Here is a 24,694-nt window from a genome sequence, read left to right on the forward strand (position 1 = left end):
AGGTTGGTTGGCGGAGGGGTTTTTCTTTGAAATAAAATGGATCGTGTGCTGGCATATTAGAGGGCATGTTAACACATGCTGAACGTAACAATTTTAAGAGCAGAACGGGCATTTGGTTCCAACAACTGAGGAGGTACACGTAGTGCGTCAAAAATGGCTTTATTGGAATAACGCTTCCCGGAAGTGGTTGTGGCTCATCGTTATTATTGGTTTGGTGGCATCCATTCCGGTTATCCGTGATCGGGTGCAAACAGAATCTTCTGCGAACAAAGTAGAACTGGTCTTCAACTACCGAGGGCTACTGGATATTTCCGCGTATCAGGCTCACCCGCAAGATTTTATGGATGAACAAATGACACGTCTGAAAGACGCTGGTGTGACAACGATGGCTGTGTTTGAGAGTACGCTGGATGAACTCAAAAAAACGCGCCGCTTGATGGTTTACTCAGGTCAGGATCTTGCGAATATGACCAAAGAAGTGATTCCTTCCAACGCGAACTATACCTATGTATTGTTCACATCTGAAGAGAATGCACAGACCTATACCCCTATTATTGAACAAACGTTCGCTGAGCGTCAGATCCCGGTTCAACCATGGGAGTATGAAGGTCGCAGCGGCTTAATATTGCAGACACCGCCGGAGAATGCCAACATGCAGCCGATGCAGCCTGACCCGGTTGCGGTGAACATGCTGCGTGATAAAGGTTTTCATATTTTACCCCGTATCTCCGACACGGTACCTTACAACCAACAATCGATGGAACGTTTGCTAACCTTCTTCGAAGAGAATGGCGTAACACGTATCCTGTTTGATGGGGATGCAGTGAAAGGGTACAATGATAATGCAGAGATGAAAAGTCTGGATCAGTTTGCTCAGCTCCTGAACAAACATCATATTGGTCTGGCGGCGATTGAAAATCTGAAGAAGCCGCAGGCAGGATTCCAGACGCTGGCTTACAAAATCGATTACAACGTCACTCGTCTTTACTCACTAAGCGATTCCGATGCGAATCTGAAAGAAGATACCATTGCCGACCGTTTTGTATTGGCAACCAAGGACCGTAATATTCGCATGATTTATATGAACGCTTCACCGAGCCGGAACACGGCCAAAGCTGAGATTACAGACCCGATTGAAAATCTGATCAAAAGTTTGGGTGAGCCAGGACATGCGGTTGAACGTATGGCCAAACACGGCTTTGAGCTTGGACAAGCTGAAGCATTCACTGTGAAAGATTCGTCTATTCAACGGTATGCGAAGCTGATCGCTCTCATCGGAGCAATCGCTTTGATCACGCTAATGGTTTCATATTTTGCACCAGTATTCACCATTGCAGTGTTCCTTCTTGGACTAGTAGGAAGCGCGGGTCTGTTCCTGTTGAAACCTACATTGCTGGAGCAAGGAATCGCCTTGCTGGCGGCCATTTCCGCACCAACCATTGCGATGGTATTGGCTGTTCGTACAGTGAATGCAACACAACTGCGTCAACCGGATGCCCCTGCGGGTCGTCGTTTGGCACAGACCCTTGTTTTATATGTAAGAACATCGATCATTTCGTTCGTAGCTGTACCTTTTGTGATCGCATTATTGAATAGCATTACGTACAGCCTGGTTATTAACCAGTTCCGTGGGGTCAGCTTGTTGCACTTCGCTCCGATTGGTCTGGTTGCGGTCTATATTATATTCTATCGCGGTTCCGGTTCAATCTCTGTGAAACAAGTGAAAGACATGCTTCGTATGCCAATCAATATTTTGATGGTTGTACTGGCGCTTGTTGCCGCTGCTGTTGGATATTATTATTTGAGCCGTACAGGTAACGCTGGTTCTGTCACACCATTTGAGATGTTCCTGCGTACCACACTGGAAGATACGTTTGGCGTACGGCCTAGATTCAAAGAATTTGTACTGGGACACCCGCTGTTTATCGTTGGCGTGTTCGCCGCTTTAAAATACCGTAAAGTGATTTTTGCGCTAATCATCGCCACGATGGGTCAATTGTCTATGGTAGATACGTTTGCGCATATTCATACACCAGCCGTACTGTCACTGATTCGTGGGGTGATGGGACTCGGACTTGGCTTGATCTTTGGTATCATTGCTGTGGGTGTGTGGCAAGTCGCGGAAGGATGTTGGAAAAAATGGTCACCACTTCTAAAAAGTTAGTCATCTCAGGGTACTATGGATTCCGCAACAGCGGAGATGAAGCAGTGCTGAAATCCATTCTGACTGCCCTCCAGGAAGAGAGCCAGCGGTCCAATGTTACCATTGAACCGATTGTGCTCTCCATTGATCCGGAGTGGACAACCTCGATGTATGGCGTCCGTGCTGTACATCGTATGAAGCTGAAGGAAGTTCGTGAGGCGCTTAAGGAAAGTGATGGACTCATCAGTGGCGGCGGAAGTCTGTTGCAGGATGCGACGGGACTGAAGTCCATTCCTTATTATTTGGGTGTGATCAAGCTGGCTCAGTGGTTGAAAAAGCCTACATTTATTTATGCGCAGGGTATTGGCCCTGTTCACCGTAAAATCTTTAACCCGATGATCAAATCGGTATTTAAATCCTGTACCTATGTATCGGTTCGAGACGAGCAATCCGCAGATTATCTGCGTCGTCTTGGACTAAAGTGGAATCAGATTCATGTCGTGCCTGACCCAGTGATGGGGTTACCTTTGCCGGATACAGCATCACCGGTTCGGGAAGAAGCAGACACTTCCATTGCGGAGGGACAATCAGATCACGCCAAACTGCCGGTGATCGGTGTGTCTGTTCGGTTCTGGGAATCGGATCGCAAGGAACTGACCGCCATTGCGGCCGGATTGAAGAAGTTGGTTGCGAAGAAGGCTGTGCATCTGCGCTTTATGCCGTTTCATCTGCCCGATGACGTGCAAGCATCCCGGTTTATTATGGAAATGCTCGGAGATGTGACAGTTAAAGGTAGCGAAATTAGCATTACGGAGGATGTGACTGATCCTCAACAAATGCTGGAGGAAGTCAGTCGCTGTGATCTGATGATCGGTATGCGTCTGCATAGTTTGATCTACGCGGCTTCACAGTATGTTCCGCCTGTTGGTATCTCGTATGATCCCAAAATCGATCAGTTCCTGCTTCGATTGGAAAGCGAGCCTGCAGGCAATACCAGTTCACTGGATGGGGATAAATTTGCAGAAACGGTTGCTGGATTGCTGGAACAGCGTTCACAATGGTTGAAGCAACATGAAGATCGTATTACTGCATTGAAGCAGGAGGCCGTAGAGCCTGCCAAGCAAATTATTACCTATTTAGGCCGCAAAGGATGAGATAACAATGAGTCAGACCGGATCTATTCCTACCGTTTCCATCTATGGTATCCCCTTTTCCAAACTAACGATGAAAGAAACGGTACAGGTGCTTGAAGAAGCCGTATTGTCGAAACAGCCGCATCAAGTGATTACGGCTAATCCAATTATGGTCATGGCTGCGCTGGAGAATCCCGCAATCATGAAAGTGATGAAGGATGCGGAGATGATTGTTCCGGACGGAACCGGCGTCGTATGGGCTGCGGGCTACTGCGGTGATCCTGTAGCAGAACGAGTGCCGGGCTTTGAACTTTTACATGAATTGTTGCGGGTTGGAGAAAACTATCGGTGGGGCGTGTATTTGCTCGGTTCGACTCCTGAGGTGATTCAAAAAACGGCAGTTCGGTTACAACAGCAGTATCCGGCTATTCGTATTGTGGGTTATCGCGACGGTTTCTTCGGTTCGGCTGAGGATGAGCAGGTTGTGGCTTCAATTCGGCAGGCTACACCTGATCTGTTATTCGTCGCTCGCGGAGCGGATACCCAAGAACCCTGGATTCACAAACATAAGCATGCGCTGCAAGTTCCTGTCATGATGGGGGTTGGCGGCAGCTTTGATGTGATCTCGGGCAAAAGCAAAAGGGCGCCTAAACTGTTCCAAAAGTTAAGACTGGAATGGTTCTATCGTTTGCTTCGTGAACCTAGCCGCGCTGGACGGATGCTTGCGCTCCCGAAATTCGCAGTGAAAGTGATGCGGGACAAAGAAAACGTGACAAAAGCCCGTTAAAAACAGGTAATTACGAGATAAATGCTTGTTTTTGCTAGAAATTGAGGATAGCTTTTCAGAAATGATCAGCGTATAATTCATTCCGGCACATACGTGTGTCACTCAAATGAAAAAAAGCTCTATTGCACTACGCACTCCGATGTCAGAATAATCTTTTGATCGCCCTTATCCCCAAATTTCTAATTATCCTTGTTCAAGGATGAAATTCGTTGATAAATGCGAACGCTTCGCTTCTCTAGATTATTTCTGCCCTCTCCGTTAAAAGTGCAATAATTCATTTTCATCAAAAGTGAAAAACAATGTTTCTTTATATATAGAAAAAGAGATCAGGGGATTTATAATTTTTCTGCAGGTATTATAATTGGGGGTCGAATGTTCAAATGGTAGCGATCTTTATCATTGGATTTCTGGTGTCAATGGGACTTGCTTTAGCTCTTACACCGCTTGTTAAAAAGTTCGCAGTCCGCATCGGTGCAATGGATACACCGAATGCACGTAAAGTGCATACACGTATTATGCCGCGTCTTGGTGGATTGGGTATTTTTCTGGCATTTATTATTACGGTTGCGGCACTGCTTCCGTTCGTCTCTGCTTGGTTTACGACGCGGGATATGAGTTTTGTCAGTGCATTTCTGGTCGGGGGCTCCATCATTGTGTTGATTGGTGCACTTGATGACCGTTTTGAACTGTCTGCCAAAGTGAAACTGCTCGGACAGATCGTGGCTGCGTCGGTTGTTGTATTTGGATTTAACATCCGTGTAGATTTCGTGAACATTCCGTTTCAGGATGCGTATTCTTCACTCGAAACGTGGGTGTCCATTCCGCTGACGATTTTGTGGATTGTTGGTGTGACGAACGCAATTAACTTGATTGACGGACTGGATGGTCTCGCTGCCGGTGTATCGGGTATTGCCATTGGAACCATAGCGGTGATGTCTTTCCTGATGGGTAATACGATGATTGCCCTGATGTGTCTTGTATTGCTCGGTAGCATTATCGGATTCCTGTTCTTTAACTTCCATCCAGCGAAAATATTCATGGGAGATACCGGTTCGCTATTTCTTGGCTTCTCCCTGGCGATGCTTTCGATGCTCGGATTTAAACAGATTGCAGTCGTGTCCTTCATTACACCGCTGATTATTATCGGTGTACCGCTCTCGGATACATTGTTCGCGATTATTCGCCGTGCGGTGCAACGGAAACCGATCTTCTCACCGGATAAAGGTCACCTGCATCACTGCTTGCGTGAACTTGGATTCAGCCATCGTCAGACCGTACTGATTATCTATGGTATTGCCGCGTTCTTCGGTGTGCTGGCTATTATCCAGTCTTCGGCTGCGATGTTTGAAGCTAACTGGGTAACCTTTGTCGTGATCTGCATCATGATGTTCTTCCTGCAAGTAGGGGCAGAAGTCATCGGACTTGTAAGTAAAACGAGAAAACCAGTGATTAACTTCCTGATGCGTATGCGCGTGAAGCTTAATCCACAGACCCGTTCGAAATCCTAAAAAATTATTTCGTTTCCTGCTATCGTTCAATATTCTAATATTAGACCCTTGCCTTATCCCGATTGGGATAAGGTTTTTTGTTTTTTTTGAGATTTTTACTAAATAATTGGAACCTTTTTGCCGATAAATATTGGTAACTGACTTAAAAAGAGGAGAGATGATACGTAATGCAACAAAAGAAACGGCCGTTGATTTGGATCATGTTGGTCACCATGGTGCTCTCGTTGTTCCCACAAGGTCTATTCGGTGGGTCCGTTGCTTCGGCTGCCAACGCACTGACTACCTACTTTACACCAGATAATACTGTGATTAGCAAAACAGCGGATCTAAACATTGAAGACTCAGACAATACAAGATTCTTGACTCGGGATCGAGCTTATCAGACGACTCAAGGAACACTTACGATAACAGGTGCTTACGCCTTCGTATCCAAAGATACGATGCGCGTCAAAGTCGAGCAATTGAACTCGGTTAGTGCAGGAGATGGGAAAACAAAATGGGTGCCGGATGCTACCCGTTCTAATACTACTGCAGTAACAGCTAGTACAAGCGGAAACAACAACTTTACGGCAAATAATATCACCTTGTTCTCCGGTTTTAACCGGATTACCTTCACGGGTACTCAAGGATCAGTAGAACGTTCAGATACGTTTTATGTGTTATATGACCAGGTTCCTTTTATTCAGGACTTCAAAATCTTTACGGACCCAAGTAGTGGCTCCAATACGTCTTACGGTCTGAACGAAGGGGCAGAGACGGTAGTTAATACGCAGTTCGTATCCGTACAAGGTAAAGTGCAGAATGCAACGAAGGTAACCGTTTCACTGAATGATGGAGAAGAACTAGATTCCTCATTGCTACCTAATGGAACATTTTTCACGCCGCAGTTGAAACTGACTGCTGGTCTGAATAATTTGAAATTCAAAATTGCCAATGGCTCGGACTCTATCCTTACCGAACGTGCAGTTTATTATTATGATAAGGATCAGCCGTTCTCCAAGCTGAATATTATGCTGACGGCCGGGGCAGATACCGAAAGCAATTCGGTGCTGAATAACGTCCCGACTTATGGTACAGTAGCAGCAACTGATGCTAAGCTTCAAGTTCAGTTGGTATTGCCTTATTCAGCGAGCGCTACTTCGTTTGAAACTTCAGGTACTCTCACAGTAAATGGAACAACGATGACAAAGGGGGCAGTTAAAGAAACCGTTATCCCTGGTCCTGACGGTTCCACGCCTGAATATCGGATCGTAGAGTTCACAACAACGGACGCATATCCTTTACAGACCACAACGACTCCAGCCGGAGTTGCGAAAAATCAAACCGCTACCGTTGTTGTCGGACACGGGACGTTTAGTTCCGGTTATACAGCGAAGTTTATTTACGCTCCAGGTATCAAGACCATTACGAATATGTACTACCTGCCAGATTACAATGGCGGGGCTGTGACGAATAAAGTTTCATTGAATAATGCTCAGATTGCCACAGCAGATTTCTACATTTTGGTGGAGTCTAGCCAAGCTATTGCAGGCGAAATGGTAAAAGGTGAGTACCTGCCAACCGGAACAACCAAGCTGACGATTGAAGGGGCACCAACGGGAACGAATGTACCTACCGGTCTATCGAATAATCAAGCGGTCTACTTGGTAAAAAATGTGGCTAATGGCACGCAGAAAATTCGTTTCTATTACGGAAACCCTGATCCACATTACGATGTTACCGTATCGTATGCTTCCAAAAGCTATATTTACGTAGCTAATCTGTATGACGGACAGAACTATAATTTCAATTCAAAAACATCTCATTCCTTAATGGTCAATGGTGAGTTTATTGGATTTAGTACGCTGGATTTTCCATTTACAAGTCAGCTTTTAGTCAATGGGGTAGTAAGAACGCCCACTGGTTTTACGTCGGTAGCTGCCAATAAAGGCAAGTTCTCTTTTGAACTATTCATTGGCGAAAAATCTCCAGGTGTTCCAGGTGAACTGGTATATGGAGAGAATACCATTACAATTAAAGGCACGGACAAGGACGGCGCAGGCAAGACGAAAGTGATTGAGAAAACATTAAGAATCTATATCTCGGACAGCAACGTGTCCAATATTGATCGATTCATGCCGGTCCCTGTTCCAACCGATGGTCGTGTCGAATTTCTCGAGAAAGATGTAAGTCTGTATACTCCTGAACAGATGGCCAACATCTTTAAAGTCACGCCAGACTTTATCATTCGTGATGGTAAGTATGTAACGAGCAAAGATAGATATGATTTGGTTTATAAGGGCGGCGGAGCATCCATTGCCAACCTGTATTCGGGTTCCAATCTGATCTATAACTATTCGATTCCAGCAGAGGACACCAGTGACTCCATTTTACCAACCAAGGACGGTCATTTTGCTGATGTTACCGGGAATCAGGATGAGTTTATGATCCGTATTCGCAACTATATCTTTGATGCACCAGGAAGCCATGTGTACACATTAGAGCTGATCAACAGCACGGGAGCAAGAACGACACAACGCTTGGAGATCGTACGAGAACCATCTTCATATCGTATCCTGTCCCCTGTAGCTACAGTAGGACAACAGATTGTCGTTAACAAAAACTATGTTCACTTTGATATTGAAGCAGAAGGTGCAACACAGGTGCTGATTGGTAAGGAAGAGGCTGTTAAACGTCCAGATATGGATAACCGTTTTGTTCTGGATTATGTAGGATTATCTCCGGATAAGAACAATGCCATCAAAATCCAGATTACACGGGATGGCGGCAAAATTAACGATACGGTTAACGTATTCTATACAAGCACCGTTGGTGTAGATGCACAGTATATGGCCCCGAAAGTGGCGAACAAATATTCTGCTTTTAATAAGAAGCTCGAATTGTCGTTCCCGAAAGGAACCATTCTGCAATCCGCTTCCAAATCAAGCAGTGGCGTAATCAAGTTCTACCCGGATAACAAAATTCTGTTTGGTATTGCTGATCCGAAGGACGGCGTATTGGAACGGAAAAATGATTACGGCTTTAATATTGGACAGGCAGACCCACGCAGTACTGGAGGTTTGTCACCAATCACGGTTCCGACGATTTTGACAGAGATGTTTAACTCTAACCTGACGACAAGTAACTTTGTTCCGGTATCCGATACGTACTGGATTAATGGCGGAATTGGTGAACTTGGAGATAAAGGGACAAGTGGCTATAAGGCGGGAACGAACGGAGTAACACCATACTCTCTGGAAGGAAGTTTTACACAATTCCCTACAGAACGGGTTCTGGTGCCTTCTAACCGGGGTACACTGACACTGGCTTACGATCCATCGATTGTAGATGAAGTAGGTTCAACCATTAGCGTATTCCGTTATACTGACAAGAGCAATATCGGACAATGGAAACCGATTGGCGGAGCTGTGGATACCAAAAAACATACGATTACCGTGTCGTTTGACGAATTCGGTTATTACAAAGTGATGAAGCTAAGCAAAAGCTACACGGATATTACGAATCACCCATGGGCAAGAAATATTTTGAATGCCCTGTACTCCAAAGGAATCATGAATAACCTAAGATACAACGCATTTGGTGCAGACGATCAGACTTCACGCGGGGAGTTTGCTACCCTGCTGGTCAAAGGTTTGGATATTCCTCTGAACTATTCGAAGGATATACAAACCTTCTCAGATGTAAATTCATCAACAGCAAGCGATACATGGGACTTTGCTTCTATTGAAACAGCGGCCAAAGCGGGAATCGTTACAGGACTCACTGATGGATACTTTGGTGTAACAGAACCTATTACTCGTGAACAAGCGGCTGTCATGATTGCACGTGCGATGAGCATGAAGCTCGCCGCGAATGATAATAAGCTCTCAGGACAGCTGTCCAAGTCGTTCCAGGATTCATCGTCCATTGAGTATTATGCACGTCCGGCGGTACAGGCGATATCCAAAGCTAAAATTATGGAAGGCAGCCCAGTACAGGGGAATGCAAAAATGTTCCTTTTCAATCCCAAAGGGAACCTGACTCGTGCTGAAGCAGGCAAGATTGCTGTGGAATTGTTCAAGAAAGGTACAAAACTTTTCCCGAAAACACTAAGTTAATTTAACAGATCTGGAATTAGTTTAGGAAGAGCCTGTCCCTTAAACGAGAAGGGGCAGGCTCTTTTTATAGGGAAAGTTGAGATTGTATAGAAAGCATTTATAATAGAAGGAAACGGATTTTTACCAATAACTATTTTTGTAATTTGCTAGAGATTAAGATACAATAGCGGTAAATACACAATGATCTAGAGGGTGAAGTTAGCTTATGAAACCGATTTATTCTAAGGCCCAACTGGGCTACATGAAGGCAAAGACACAGTTTGAGAAGCAGGCAGTCTTTCTGGAGAAGAAGCTGGAAGACACTCGTAAGACACAGGAGATTTCTCAGGAAGTGATGGAAGGGCTAGTTCAGACGACCGGCTTCCATGATGCGTATAATAATCTGGTTCTGGCGGAGAACGAACTGATCGAATGGTCTCATATTACAATGAAACATGAGAAGACATATCGTGAGAACAGAATTGCGATTGATGACATGTACCTGAAACTGAACAGTGATCCGAAAATGCGTGCACAGATTATTGATTTGGCTATGAAAATTCGATAATTCACAAAATTTACATCTGAAAGAGGGCCAACGGGCTCTCTTTTTTTATTTTGAAATTTGTGGAATTTGTCGCTTCATTGTCAAAAATTTCGGGTATAAATAAACGTCCAAGACAATTCTGACACCGACATACCCGCATGTAGTGAATCAGCAAAGTGGCGCCACGACTGGTTTTGAATATGCTATAAACCCGCACTGTATCAATACATAAATAAATTCAAAACTTTTTTTGTGGAATGCGCAACTTTTTGAAATCTACTGCGTTTAAGATGTAGAGTCAAAAACATTGGGGAACTTACCAAGAATGACCTCGTGAAGAATCTTGTCTATTTATTAGAAAAAATTGCTTTACGGCACGAGAGACCCATTGTATAATACGTAAGGTAGGATTAGGAAACTACTCTATTTACGTGCGATTCTATCATTATTCTAGGTAACAAGTTTCTGTGATATGCTCACAGACATCATTTATATTAACTTGCTCATGACTCTGGAAAGGGGGTGCGACAATAGAATGAGGAACACGAGCGACCCTATTAAAGAAAATTCCAATGTTATGAACACCCAAGGAGGAGAAAAAAAGGTTATGAAGAAAATTTTATCCGTAGCATTGTCTACAGCAATGGCATTCTCAATGTTTGCTTCTGTAGCATTCGGTGATACAGCAGTTTCCCCGCAACAACAGTTTGACGCATTGAAAGCAAAAGGTATCTTCGAAGGCTTCCCTAACGGTACAGCTGGATTGGATCAAGAGATGACTCGCGGTCAATTCGCAAAAGTTATCACTAAATTGCTCGGTTTGAAAGAAGTTACTGGTCAATTGTCTTACACAGACAAAAACTATAACGCTAAAAACTGGGCTGTACCTTACATCGAAGCAGTAACTGCTGCGGGTATCATGCAAGGTAAAGACACAACTAAAAAAATCTTTGACTTCAACGGTAAAGTGACAATCGCTGAAATGGCGACTATCCTTACTCGTGCGCTTGACCTGGAAGTTCCAGCTGAAACGAACAACAACGCTCCAGAATGGGCTAAAAAAGACGTTCAAGCAGCAATCAACGCTGGTCTGGTAGATGCTAACGCTAACTTCACAGCTAACGCTTCCCGCCAATTGTTGGTAGGTGCAGCTTACGCAGTGGATCAAGCTCAAAGCTTGAAAGTTGCTTCTTACGAAGTAAGCGAAGCTGGTAAAGTTGTTACTTTCAAAATCAGCGACGGTGAATCCGTTAAAGTAACTTTGGATAAAGCTCTTGAAGCTAACAAAGAAACTGAAGTGAAATTCACTTACAAAGAAAAAGAATTCACTGAGAAAGTTACTTATGTAGTAACTACAGCTACTAAAGTTGAGAGCGTAACTGCTACTAACTTGAAAGAAGTAACTGTAAACTTCGACGGAGATGTTAACAAAGCATCTGCTGAGAATGTAGCTACTTACACATTGAAAAATGAAGCTGAAAACAATGTGGCAATCAAATCTGCTGAACTTCAAAACGGTGGTAAATCCGTTATTCTCACTTTGACTAACGCTCTTACTAACCAACAAAACTACAAACTTTCTGTTAACTCTCTGAAAGGTTCAGACACAACTAAAGTTGTAACTCAAAAAGATATTGAGTTCAAACCAGTTGACTCTGTATTGCCTACAGTAGAAAAAGTAGAAGGTTTGGGTAACAAAGCAGTGAAAATCACTTTCTCTGAGCCGGTTGAAGTGACAAGTTCTGTTGCTGCGACTTTTAAACTGGACGGAAATGCAATCTCTGGTGTGGTTTCAGGATCTGGCACTCGTGAAGTGATTGTAGAAGTGTTCAACACATTGACTGTTGGTAAACACACTTTGACAATCAACGATCGCGTTCAAGATTATGTTCCTTACAAATTGATTGAAACAACTAAAGACTTCGAAGTTGTTGAAGACAAAACTGCTCCAACAATCACAGAAGTTAAAGATGTTACTCTTGAAGGTGCAACAGTAGTATTTAGCGAAGATGTTAAAGACTCTGAAGCAATCAAAGGTGGTAACTATTATTGGTTGAATGGTTCGACTAAACACTATGCTAACAGCACTGTTGAAAGAATCAACTCCAAAACATTCAAATTGACATTCAGTGGTTCCGACAAGCTTCCAGCTGTTGCAACTGACCTGTATGTACAAAATATTTCAGACTACAGTGGCAATGTAATCGCAGCTGATACTAAAGTATCGATTAGCCCAGTTGTTGACCAAGTTCGCCCTGAAGTAGTAAGTGCATTGTATGACGAATCTACTTATGACAACATTAAGTACACTTTCACTAAAGCGGTTGACTTGTCTTCTTTCAAAACAACAAATGTTGTTATCAAAGACAAAGATGGTAAAGCAGTAACTGATGTTGGTGTATCCATCGTTGGTGGAGCAACTGGAACAACAAAACAATTTACTCTTCAATTCTCTAAAGCTTTGGATTCAGGTAAATATACTGTTGAGTTGTCTGGATTGCAAGATACAACAACATTGAAAAACACTATGCTTCCATACACAACTACAATTGAAGCTAAAGATGCTGCAGCACCTACAGTTGCTGGCGTATCCGGTAGCGGAAATGTGTATTATGTAACTTTCAACAAATCTATGGACGTTTCTACTACAGCTTCTATTCTTAACACAGAGAACTACTTTGTTAAGTACAATAGAACTGGAACAGCTAATGATATTACAGGTAAATTGCCAGCTGGTACAAACATCACACCAGTAAATGACAATAAAGGTGTAATCATTACTCTTCCTACAAACGTAACTGCCGTTAAAGAGCTTACAATTCAAGGTGTTAAGAGTAATGCGGGTGTATTCTTGGATGGATACTCCAAAACTTATGGAACAGCTACAAACCCAATCACTAACACATTTGGTGTAGAGCGTGTAAATGCAACTGCAAAAGATACTGTATTGGTTAAGTTTAACCAACCTGTATCCACTGTAAATGCTGCTGGATTCAGTCTTGCTGGTAACACAATCACTAATGCTGTTGTAGATTCCAATGACAACACAGTAGTTAAATTGACACTTGGAAGTAAATTGCCTGCAAGCGCTGGTGGAAATCTTGTTTTCACTGCAGCTGCAGCTAAAAACCTTGTAAATGCTGATTTGACTCCTAATAATGCTGTTATTGCTGACACTATTGCTCCATCTGTAAACAAAACTGATGGTGGTAAAATTGCATTGGGTACTGATATTAAGTTCGACGGTACTACAAACGAAGTAACTATCAGCCTCGATGAAGAAGTAGTTGTTAAAAACACTGCTAACCTGAAAGATAACTTCAAAGTTTACAAAGCTGATGGTACTGAAATCACTTATGGTAACGGAGCAAACACTTACGCTGTTAAAAATGTTGCTGCACTTACTGCAAATGCTGGTGATGATGCAATCGTGCTTGATTTCGCTAATGTAAACTACAGCGGCGCTATCAACGTTGTATTCACAAACAGCAACGGTAACTTTGTTGATGCTTCTGCAACAGGACTTGATGGTCAACCTAAAACAGACCTGAAACTTGCTGATTTCGATACTCGTGGCTCCGATAATTCCACTGGTACATTGGCAGTAACTTCAGGTACTAGCGCAGCTCCAGCTGCAGCTGATATCACTGTGACTGTTGTTGTTGGTGCAGGTGATTCTGTTCAAGTAGATAACGTAGTTGCAGGTGACGTTGTTAAAGTATACGATGTTGCAACTGGTGGAACAGCAATCGGTTCTGTTACATCTACTGGAACAACTGCTACTGTAACTGGACTTACTTTGAACCCTGCTGGTGATTCAGTGTATGTAACTGTAACTAAAGCTGGTAAAACTGAGTCTGCTCGTACAGCTAAAGTTTTCGCAGCTGAGTAATTCCTTTTTAAGGAAAGCATCTTTCTCATATGAGAAAGATGCTTTTTTTCTTTTACAACAACATCGTAACTTTCTCCCTTTCCCAAACGTTTATACTATATAGCAACAAGCAACTTATGGGAGGTTTGGAAGTGGATCAAAAGAAAATGGTTGTGAGCTTGCTCGCCAGTGCCATGTTGATCAGTTCAACGGCTGGTGCAGTGATGGCTGCCAATACAACAGCGAAATCATCGGCTACCAGTAGCAATAGTAAAACAACGAAGAAAACAACAACACCGAAAAAACAGGTGGTACATACCCTGGGGAACCTGGCCCCGGTTAAAGTGACAGCACGCAGTACTGTACGATTAACGGATGTGAACATCTTGGCTCAGGATGATGGTAACGTCGTGACGTATACATTGTCGTATCAAAATAATGACAGTAAACCTCTGATGATGATTGATTATTGGAGTAAGGTGAAGACCAATGGAGGTACGTTGTTCTCCCCTAAACTGATTGCAAAGGATCAGGAAAAGAAATCCATCTCGCCTGGTTCGACGGTAGATCTGACTTATGTGATGAAAGCGGGTCGAGAAGTAAAGATCAGTGATCTGAACTTCCTGATTGTGAAATGGGATTTCAGTCAAGCCAACTATGAACGTACGCTGGGCAAGTTTAATGTGCCAGCCTCCTATAGCATTACTACACCTGTAGGCAAACCGAAGACGGTTCGTCTGAGTGACTCTGCGGTAAAAGTTAAAGTTGCTGGCATCAAAGTCTATCCAGGTGAAGATAAGAATCAGTATGTGAAAATTGGTGTGAATTTAAACAACATTAGCTACAAATTGTTGGAGAATCCGAATATCAAGTGGATTTTGCGTACTCCGGGCGGAGCAAATTACCCGTTAACGCCAGATAAAGACAGCGCTACGGTGAGCATTCAGGCACAGGCGAACAAGTCTCTTGGTCTGATGGCCTCTCTTCCTACATCCGTGAAACTGCAAAAGTCTGAGTTATTGCTTGTCGAAGAACAGGGCGAAGAGAAAAGTGTTCTTCCTGTAGCGGCTCTGCAACTGCCTGAAGCGAGTAAAAGCAATGTCAGTGTGGCAGCAAACCAGCCTAATATTATTTCGATTGATGGACAGCCTCTGTCAACGTTGCTAAGCTCATCCAGAGTTCGGATCGAAGATGAGGAATATACGTTGAACATGCAAATGGTACTGAAGAACGAAGGGAAAAAGGCCATCAAAGTACCTACGTATTCCTTCGAAGTACGTACAGCCGATGGAACGATTAATCCGATTGAAACTAAAGCGTTGGATAATTTGAAATTGAACCCAGGTGATATCAAAACGATTAAGCTGAGTGGAACATTCCAAGGGGATGGAGATACGAGCAAGATGAAGTTGTATGTGATGAGCCCTAAGGATAAGACCGAGGGCACGGATTCGACAACAACAACTCCTGCAAACGGATTGATCTTTTCCTATCCTGTTGGGGTCTATACTTTGCCTGAATCACCATCCAGTGGAGATGCTCTGACTACAGAAACCGTCATCAAAAACAATAAAGGTACATTCGGCGTATCCATTGGTTCGTTACAACGTCTACCGTGGTTGGATAGCGATATTATTGCTGCGAAGGTGACCATTCGTAACGCATCGACCAAAACGGTACAACTTCCAGAGCTGGAAGCAATGTATACGATTGATTCCGCTCAAATTGATGGAGATAAGAAGTTAATCTACACGCAATCCGGTAAACTTCTAGGTGCAGGTATGACGACGGAAGCTTATCTGTTAACAAAAATACCATCCGATCTGCGGATGTCTCGTCTGGAACTCAGCTTGAATGAGAAGGTGAGTGAAGAGGAAACGAATGAATGGATTACCCTGAGTACTTCTGGATTCATTCAATCGGTATCCTATGTGTCCAAGGGCAAAACGTACACATCGGGTACAGGCGATAAAGAAACGGAGATGGGTGCTCGCAGAACAATTCGTTATCCAGGGGCATCCTCGGATATCGTGTATACCGAATTTGAAATGACGAATAAATCGCTGCGTCAGAGTGGCCTTGGTAAGTTGGTGGCTTACTACAAATCAGCGGATGGTCAGTACTACAGAGCGACAGCGAAACAATCGGAGCGTCTGCCGGGACCTGGACAGAAATCCATTGTGACGTTCTGGGCTAAATTGCCGAAATCCGTTACCTTCTCCGACCTGAAACTGGTTGTAGGTGAAGGAGTTGCGGATGGCAAGTTTGTAACAGGTGAAGGCGAAGCAACGGCTTATGTTAACGCTATGGCATATGAGGTTCCGCCAGTCTCTATCAGTGTGTCAGGTATGATCAGCAACATTGATCTTTATCCTTATAATCTGACTGCCAATAGTGTGCGCGCTTATCTCGCGGGTAGCACGTCTGTGCAGATTGAGATGAACTATACGCTTACTCGTAACGAAGAGACAGAGATGGCGGAGAATGAACATAAGTTGATTCTCACACTGACGGATCAAGCGGGCAAAACGTATGAGAAAGAGTTGGCGTTGGATACCGACATTAAAGTAGGTAAAAACCAAACGCTGACGTGGAGCATTGAAGATAGCTTCTTCGAGAAGCTGCGTGGCGGTTCGTATCGTCTGAGCTTGGATGATCAATTCCAAGGACAGCGTCTGCGTTTGGCAGAGCAAACCTATGGATATGATCTGACCAAGCTTCCGAAGGAAGAACCAACAGACATAAGATAGTTCATACTAATCTCTTACAATGGCCTATTAGGACCATACTATAATCATAGAAATGTACGCAGAAAACCTCGCTCCCCTATGCAAGGGAGCGAGGTTTTACTTGTCCCATCTGATCTTTTTCTCTATAGTTAAAGTTAATAGATTACCAGAGGAGGAACAAATTACAGATGAAACCTTATATGAAAGTATCTTTGGCTGCACTGGCAATTGGTGTTGGCGTGTGGGTCGGAGCGGTCTATAACGATACAGCCATTGGCGCAGGCACAAGTCAGCCGGGAACGGCAGATGATCCAGTCGTGACGAAGAGTTATGTGGATCAGCAGATTGCAAAGGCACTGGGTGGCGGTGCTAGTACAAGTCCAGGCACGTCTACTGGCAACAACGGATCGACAGGCACAGGCAACGCAGGCGGTTCGAGCACCGCTCCGGGACTGCCGCCGCTGGTATCAGGTACAACCGATGCCGTAGAGATTGTAACCGTGAAGCCGGGTCAACAGCTGCTCGGCAAATCTGGCGCGGAGTTCATTGTACGTAGCGGTAAAGCTGTAATCGTCAGTGAGGGTACGAACGGTGTAGCCGATCTGACGGACGGGGTGGACCTGACGAATGGGCAGGTAGCGCCGACCAACCACCTGCTTTCTTTTCCAAGGGACGGACGTGGCATTACGGTTCTGGATGGTAACAAATACAGCCTGACGGTTATGGTACGCGGTGGATATACGTTGAAATAGGTTGTGCAGTTTGGTACGGAATTATTCTCTTTTATTCGCGGTTTATTGCTCAGATTAACCAGTTCTAACAATCATTAATACGGCTAGCCGGGCAAGTTCCTGCCCACTCTATACCTGTAGACAACCCACAAACGGAGGTGCAGGAACAATGGCTAGAAGTAATAAGAAGGTCGTACCGGAAAGTCGTCAAATGCTCGATCAGATGAAGTATGAAATTGCTGCTGAGTTTGGTTTGAATGTTGGATATGGTGGGCGTGGAAGTTTGGTTGGTGCAGATACGGAGTTTGGCGGAGAGCTTGGCGCGATAAGTGATCATTCATACGGGCAGTATAAAGGCTGGGGTCATCTCACATCCAGGGAGAATGGATCGGTCGGTGGAGAGATTACGAAACGCTTGATTCGCCAGGCAGAACAGCACCTCTAGAACTTATACGTAACGCGCTATAATTGACACCACTTGACAAATACGATAAGATGAAAGTTGAGGTATGCAACCTTTCCACTAGGGAAAGGTTGATTTTTTGTTGAGGCAATTACCTGAAAAATCCTTGTCTTCGTTATTGCGGATCAGTGTCCTTATTATACTGTAAGCTTCTTCGAGGGTATAGTGAACGAATCGCCGTTATGTTTTGTTCGGGCAATCGCCATACTATAGTTATGGGAGGTTGAAACTTCATGTCTATTAAAGGCCGACATCTATTTACATCAGAGTCTGTAACCGAAGGACATCCGGATAAAATCTGCGATCAGATCTCGGACGCCGTATTGGACGCGTTTCTTGCGAACGATCCAAACGCTCGTGTAGCGTGCGAAGTTTCGGTAGCAACAGGTCTTGTGCTTGTTATTGGTGAGATCAGCTCTGCGTCTGAATATGTGGACATTCCGGCAATCGTACGGAATACTGTCAAAGAAATTGGGTACACTCGTGCCAAGTACGGTTTTGATTATAATACATGTGCGGTACTGACATCACTCAATGAACAGTCCGCTGATATTGCACAAGGTGTTAATGCCGCGCTGGAGCATCGTGATCCAGAGCAAATGGCACGTGAAACAGAGAACATTGGTGCAGGTGACCAAGGTTTGATGTTTGGTTTTGCAACGAACGAAACACCAGAGCTGATGCCGTTGCCAATCGCATTGTCTCACCGTATTGCACGCCGTCTGGCGGAAGTGCGCAAGAACGGTACGCTGGATTACCTTCGTCCGGATGGTAAAACACAAGTGACGATCGAATACGACGGTGACAAGCCGGTACGTGTGGACACGATCGTTGTATCTACACAGCATGCGGAAGAGACAACACTGGAACAAATCCAGAAAGACATCAAAGAGCAGGTTATCTTGCCCGTTGTTCCAGCAGAGTTGCTGGATGAGCAGACGAAATATTTTATTAACCCTACAGGGCGTTTCGTTATTGGCGGACCTCAAGGGGATGCAGGACTGACTGGACGTAAAATCATTGTTGATACATATGGTGGTTATGCTCGTCATGGCGGTGGTGCGTTCTCAGGTAAAGATCCGACAAAAGTAGACCGCTCTGCAGCTTATGCGGCTCGTTATGTAGCGAAGAATCTGGTTGCTGCGGGTCTGGCTGACAAAGTGGAGATTCAGCTCGCTTACGCGATTGGTGTAGCGAATCCGGTATCCATTAACGTGGACACATACGGAACAGGCAAAGTCAGCGAAGAGAAGCTGGTGGAACTGGTACGTAACAACTTCGACCTTCGTCCAGCTGGTATCATCCGTATGCTGGATCTGCGTCGTCCGATCTACAGACAAACGGCTGCTTACGGTCACTTTGGCCGTACAGATCTCGATGTACCTTGGGAACAAGTGGACAAAGCAGAACTGTTGAAAACACAAGCGGGTTTGTAATACGATCAGGCAAACATAAAGCTCCTGGTTCCGTTTAGGAACCAGGGGCTTTTTTGTACTAACGGATATTGAGATATAAAGAAAAGGTTTACAAACTCATTATTTTTAAAATAACATAAATAATGTATATTATGGAATTGGAGGGTAGTTAGTTATTGCTTACATATGTAAACATCATGATTTGTAATCCAAATTACGAAGGAGGTTGTTTTCATTGTTTAAGAAATTGATTAATCTATCTGTTATTTTTAGTTTGGTTTTGTTATTTGTTGGAGGAGAATTCACTGTTAAAGCAGAGCCGGAAGACTGTCAATGTTCTAAAAGTGGTAATTGAAGTATTCAAGAGATTAGAGAGAAGTTGGAAGCTGAAGGGGTTGAGATCATAGATTCCCTTTCTAGCAGAGATAGACTTTATGTGGACTCTTTATTGGATCAGAAGCTTAAACAGTATAATAATGAATTAGAGAAATTTAATTATGGTGAATATTCGTTACTCCTTAATGCTGAAATGTATAAAGGATTCAAAAACGTCCAGATAAATAGTGTAACATATGAACAAATTGCTGTTAAATACGTAGTTTTGGAAAATAAGTCTACTGGAGAACTTATAACACAGTCAGCGTGGGTAGATCTCAAAAGTAAAGATATGATTGATTTAAGTGTAGTTCATATCGATGAAGATCTAAATTTCAGTCTAATCTTTGATTACAAGAATTATTTGGTTGGTAATGGCATGGATTACTCCGCGAATGACTTTAATTTTAATGGAAAAAGCTTTGCTTGTAGTCTAACGGGGGTTTTCGCATGTATCTCGTATTGTGGCATTTGGCATGTTGTAAATCCTGCAATAGGAGTAGGATGTGATATTCTATGTGGAGGGGCATTTGCCTTTGCATGTGCTGGAGTATAAAGGAGATGTGTGATTAAAATGAAACAATTCTTTTCTATACGATCCATCTCTTTATGGATGTTGCCACTTATACTTATTATTTTGTATACGTTTTTTCGTTATGGTACTTTGAAATTCAGTCTGATTTCTTGGTTTTCACCATTCGAGGGAGCATATCTGGTATATATCGGTTGGTTTCTAATTGGTTTAATTATTGATATCCTGTTATTTTTAAGACGTAAATAAGTTAAGGAACTGCATAACCTTAATAAATGTCCTCATCTCTTGTTACTCTTCGACTTATAAAGTCACAGTTAACAACGTAATGAGGGCGTTCTTATTATGTATCTTATAAAATAATAGACTCTTGTGTGCAAGTAATATTGTAAAACAAACAATACGCACTAATCCATAAATTAAATGTAATATATACCCAAATAACTAACAGATATTCCTTCTATGGCCGACATACATATAGAGGTCTGTACATCAGACATAAGGACTAAGGATTAGGGGGAAGGAAAGGTGTTTGTGAAAAATTGGGCCCGTAAGGGATGGATTGCACTATTGGTCGTCATGTTGGTGACACAAGGTTTGCTACCCGGGTGGACAAGCGGAAATACCGCGTATGCTGCGGATGATCTCACCTCGAAAGGAATTAGCGCCACAGTGCCTTTGTTAAATGCGACACAGGCGGATGGAACGCAGCCGCTTAAGATTGAATTCACCAACCCTGTAAAAAAGGTAAATGGAACAACTGAGAAAATCATCATTCAACGACTTTCGGATAACTCCATTGTGCGTGAAATCAATGTCAGTGATCCAGCAGCAGTAAGTATTACACCGGATGACGTGACGGAACCAACGCTGGGAAAAGTGGTTACGATTACGCCTAGTCCGGCATTGCCAGGTGGAAGCTTCTATGTTTCTATTGGCAGTGGATCTTTTGCTTATGCGGACAACCAGCCGTTCACTGGCTTGAATAAAGAGTGGACCTTCCATGTCGCTACTGCAAGTCCGGCCAGACTCCTTAACCGTACGCCGCAAACGGCATCTACGGGTGTATCGCCATCGGCTAATCTTACCTTGGCCTTTGATCAGGCGATGTCCAGAGGTACGGGAAAACTGCAAATCTATCAAGGAAACACACTATTTGAAGAGGTAGATGCGAGTTCTTCACAAATTAGCTTCAACGGCTCCCAAACGACAGTGACCATTGACCCTGTCCGAAATTGGGCCAATAACAGCACCATATACATAGCTGTACCCGAAGGTTTTTTCCGTGATGCGCTTGGCAATGACACGGCTGCGATCCAGCGAATCGACTGGGGCTTCAGTGTGATCTCTGATCCATCGGCCATCACCGTGGCTTCGTTATCTCCTGCGAATGGGGCAACAGGTGTCGCTCTTAACACGGAGTTGAATGTAACCTTCACCAAAGAGCTGGATACGAGCTTCTCTGCTCAGGCCATCCTGAGAAGTTCGAACGGGGGTACGGTGAACGCAACAACAATCATTAACAGCTCCAACAACCGTCAGCTACGTATCATTCCGCAATCCAGCCTGACGAGTAACACAACGTATACGGTGGATATTCCGGGTAACGTCTTCCGGGATCGGTCCGGCAATCTGTTTACAGGCCTGACGGGCACAACCTCGTGGACGTTCAGAACCTTGTCTGTTGACACGACACCACCGGTGCTCAAAACAGCAAAAATGTATAGCAATACGATTATTCGTCTGACGTATGATGAATGGTTATCTACCTTTGATCCGCTGACTTCCAGCTTTGCAGTGACAGTCAATGGAGAAAATCGCAGTGTAAGTACTGCATATGTTTCAGGAGATAGTGTACACGTTGTGCTGGATACAGGTGTAGCTGTGGGTCAAATTGTGAAAGTAGCTTATACTGTTCCAGCGACAACTACACGCAGAATTCAGGATTTGTCCCTGAATGCAGCTGCCTCCTTCTCGGCACGCGATGTGGAAAATGGACTGGATTCCATCATGTCCAAACCTCGTGAAGGTATGGCATATACCAACAGCATCGTTCTCTACTATCCAGAGACGGTATATATCAACTCCAGTGATGCATATAAACAGTTCAGTGTTACTGCCGATGGCAAAAACATTGGCGTAAGTAGCATCTCAACCAACACGAGCTCACAAGTTACGTTGAACCTTAGTTCTTCCATCGGCAATGGTGAGGTGGTACGAGTATCGTATCAGCCAGGCGACCAGCCTGTAAAAGACAGCCGCGGGCAACCGCTTGCAGGTTTCACCGGATTCTATGTACGGAACAGCAATGATTCGAAGCCGCCTGTCTTCCAGAAGGCTGAAGTAAACACGAATAAGCTGTGGATCTATTACAATGAGCCGCTCAGCCGGTTAAACAAACCGATGAATAATCAATACTCGGTATTGGCAGATGGCAAAGCCATTTTTGTGAGTAATATAGACATTGATGATGATCTGGTGACATTAACACTGGCAACTCCAGTGACAAGTACACAAGTGGTGACATTATCTTATGTACCAGGAGCCTCTCGTTTGACGGATCTGGGGAACAATCAGGCCGCATTGCTGGATCTTGTACCTGTTACACAGACTTTCGGAAACGGTACAATCCTGTCCGGCATTTTGCAGGGGGATAATATTCAAATTAACTTCCGAAACGCATTAAAATCAGAAGCGGTGTTGACTCCTTCGCAATTCAAAGTACAGATTGGTAATGAAGTCATTCCGGCTAGCTCAGCCTCTGTTAACGGGTCAGTTGTAACTATTAAACTCTCTAAAACTGCTCAGGCCGGACAGTCTGGTACGGTGACGTACACCCCAGGAGGCGTACAGCTTAGAGATGCACTGAATACGGAAGTGGCTGCGTTCGGGCCGTTAACATTGCAGGAGAAGGCAGCGACTACGACGCCAACAGATAATACAACGGTAGGACTCCCGGCGTGGCTGACAGAACGTAATGCAAATAACTCTGGTTTTGCTCAAAGTATGTTAATTCTAAGTACAGATGCAGCAACAGCTAAGATGGCAGCATCTCGTTATAACCGAACAACACAGCAGTACACACTGGACGAAAATAAACTTGAACAGGCGTTCAATTATGCATCGAGCAGCTTTAAGTTGAATCAACCGATCGTATTCGAAGTGCCAACGACGAGTGAAGCAGCCTATGTGGGTATTCCATTCCACAAGCTCTCCCAACTGGCAGGCAAATATCGTGCAGGTACGATCGGGGTCAAATTTAAAGATAATGTATGGATGGTGCCTCTTGCGGACCTGGCGTTTGTATCTATGGGACAAAGCGCTGGCATCACGACAGCTCCAGGGACAGCAACCATGTATGTTCAGATGGAGTCTGTGCCAAGACTTTCAGCAGGTGCCATGGACTTCATGTTATCCAGATCCAATGCACAGAGTCTGGGAGAAGCAACAGAGACCTTCATTACAATTTTTAACGGTAACACGGGGAAAAGTGTAGAGCAGAATATTAAAAGTCAATATATCACCAAGTTGCCTGGAAACACATCTACACTGTTAACGACCTTGACAGCGATTGACCCCAACTCACAATCGTTATCGTATATACCGACGGCTTACCGGACCTCTTCGACAGGGATCGTAGCACGTGGCTTGTTGGATGGAAATCGCGTGATTGCACCGATCACCCATCTGGTCAGCTTCCCTAAGGCATCAGACTGGTCCAGGGAAGCATTAACGGAACTCGCTTCCAAATGGATTATCACTTCAGATAATCTGGACAAGTATAATACCAGAACGAATATCACTCGTTCCGAGTTTGCTGAACTTGTTGCAAGAGGATTGGGGCTCAAGCCGGATGCTTCTGCAGCACCATTTACGGATCTTGGCAGAAAACCTGAGACCAATGGATATATCGGCGCTGCCGTGAAGGCAAAAATTATTCAAGGGGTGGGCAAGGGGAAGTTCCAGCCAAACAGCCCGGTCACGCGTGAACAGATGGCAATTATGCTGGTCAATGCAATGAATTTTGTAGGCCAGCCTCCGGCACTTCAGGAAAAGGCAGAGGATACGCTCAAGGTATTTAAGGATAAAGCCAAGATCAAAGCCAAGGATTCGGTAGCCAAAGCCGTGCAAACAGGAATCATCCAAGGGTATCTCGATGAGACCTTCAAGCCTACGGGTAAGGCGACCAGAGAACAAGCGGCGGTCATGCTAAAACGGATGTTGGATCGGATTGATTATCTGTAAACATATAAAGCTGGATTCAAACCCATTCAATATAAAGGTTTAAATATCAGTATGCAGGATGATTCCCAGGTATGGAGGACTTACTCTATACCTGGGTCTTTTTTTACCAGAAAAGCCCTTAATATTCATGAGTAACGTA

General features: G+C 44.1%; 13 protein-coding genes. All 13 read left to right on the top strand.

Annotated features, from left to right (window positions below):
- Positions 1–142: 142 nt before the first annotated feature.
- The 13 genes from FS818_RS21290 (at position 143) to FS818_RS21350 (ending at position 24,555) form a co-directional block, all read left to right on the top strand.
- On the top strand, positions 143–2,164 hold the full coding sequence (locus tag FS818_RS21290) for a DUF5693 family protein (protein WP_145334472.1): 2,022 nt from the start codon (positions 143–145) through the stop codon (positions 2,162–2,164).
- Positions 2,140–3,297, top strand: coding sequence for a polysaccharide pyruvyl transferase CsaB (gene csaB / locus FS818_RS21295; protein ID WP_145334474.1), 1,158 nt, complete (start codon positions 2,140–2,142; stop codon positions 3,295–3,297). The genes FS818_RS21290 and csaB overlap by 25 nt, the downstream gene beginning before the upstream one ends.
- A 7-nt stretch (positions 3,298–3,304) precedes the next feature.
- Positions 3,305–4,063, top strand: a complete 759-nt coding sequence (locus FS818_RS21300; protein ID WP_145334476.1) for a WecB/TagA/CpsF family glycosyltransferase — start codon at positions 3,305–3,307, stop codon at positions 4,061–4,063.
- Positions 4,064–4,443: 380 nt separating this feature from the next.
- Complete coding sequence (locus tag FS818_RS21305) at positions 4,444–5,571, top strand: glycosyltransferase family 4 protein (protein ID WP_090922903.1); 1,128 nt, start codon at positions 4,444–4,446, stop codon at positions 5,569–5,571.
- Positions 5,572–5,738: 167 nt separating this feature from the next.
- Positions 5,739–9,668: an S-layer homology domain-containing protein gene (locus FS818_RS21310; protein ID WP_145334477.1), complete on the top strand. Its 3,930-nt coding sequence runs from the start codon at positions 5,739–5,741 to the stop codon at positions 9,666–9,668.
- Between the two features lie 205 nt (positions 9,669–9,873).
- Entirely contained in the window at positions 9,874–10,215 is a 342-nt protein-coding gene (locus FS818_RS21315) for a hypothetical protein (protein WP_145334479.1), read from the top strand.
- 586 nt (positions 10,216–10,801) lie between these two features.
- Complete coding sequence (locus tag FS818_RS21320; RefSeq protein WP_186375563.1) at positions 10,802–14,086, top strand: S-layer homology domain-containing protein; 3,285 nt, start codon at positions 10,802–10,804, stop codon at positions 14,084–14,086.
- Between the two features lie 131 nt (positions 14,087–14,217).
- The gene (locus FS818_RS21325; RefSeq protein ID WP_145334483.1) at positions 14,218–16,815 is read left to right on the top strand and encodes a hypothetical protein; all 2,598 of its coding nucleotides are present in this window, start codon (positions 14,218–14,220) and stop codon (positions 16,813–16,815) included.
- Between the two features lie 167 nt (positions 16,816–16,982).
- Positions 16,983–17,546: a hypothetical protein gene (locus tag FS818_RS21330; RefSeq protein WP_145334485.1), complete on the top strand. Its 564-nt coding sequence runs from the start codon at positions 16,983–16,985 to the stop codon at positions 17,544–17,546.
- Positions 17,547–17,694: 148 nt separating this feature from the next.
- Positions 17,695–17,970, top strand: coding sequence for an alpha/beta-type small acid-soluble spore protein (locus tag FS818_RS21335; RefSeq protein WP_145334487.1), 276 nt, complete (start codon positions 17,695–17,697; stop codon positions 17,968–17,970).
- A gap of 251 nt (positions 17,971–18,221) precedes the next feature.
- Complete coding sequence (metK, locus tag FS818_RS21340) at positions 18,222–19,424, top strand: methionine adenosyltransferase (RefSeq protein WP_145334489.1); 1,203 nt, start codon at positions 18,222–18,224, stop codon at positions 19,422–19,424.
- Positions 19,425–19,770: 346 nt separating this feature from the next.
- Positions 19,771–20,334: a putative immunity/bacteriocin fusion bifunctional protein gene (locus FS818_RS21345; RefSeq protein ID WP_260989942.1), complete on the top strand. Its 564-nt coding sequence runs from the start codon at positions 19,771–19,773 to the stop codon at positions 20,332–20,334.
- Between the two features lie 504 nt (positions 20,335–20,838).
- A complete protein-coding gene (locus tag FS818_RS21350; protein ID WP_145334493.1) occupies positions 20,839–24,555 on the top strand; it encodes a SwmB domain-containing protein in 3,717 nt (1,238 codons plus the stop codon).
- Positions 24,556–24,694: the final 139 nt, after the last annotated feature.

Origin of the sequence: Paenibacillus xylanexedens (assembly GCF_007680605.1) — a bacterium.
GTDB lineage: Bacteria > Bacillota > Bacilli > Paenibacillales > Paenibacillaceae > Paenibacillus > Paenibacillus xylanexedens_B.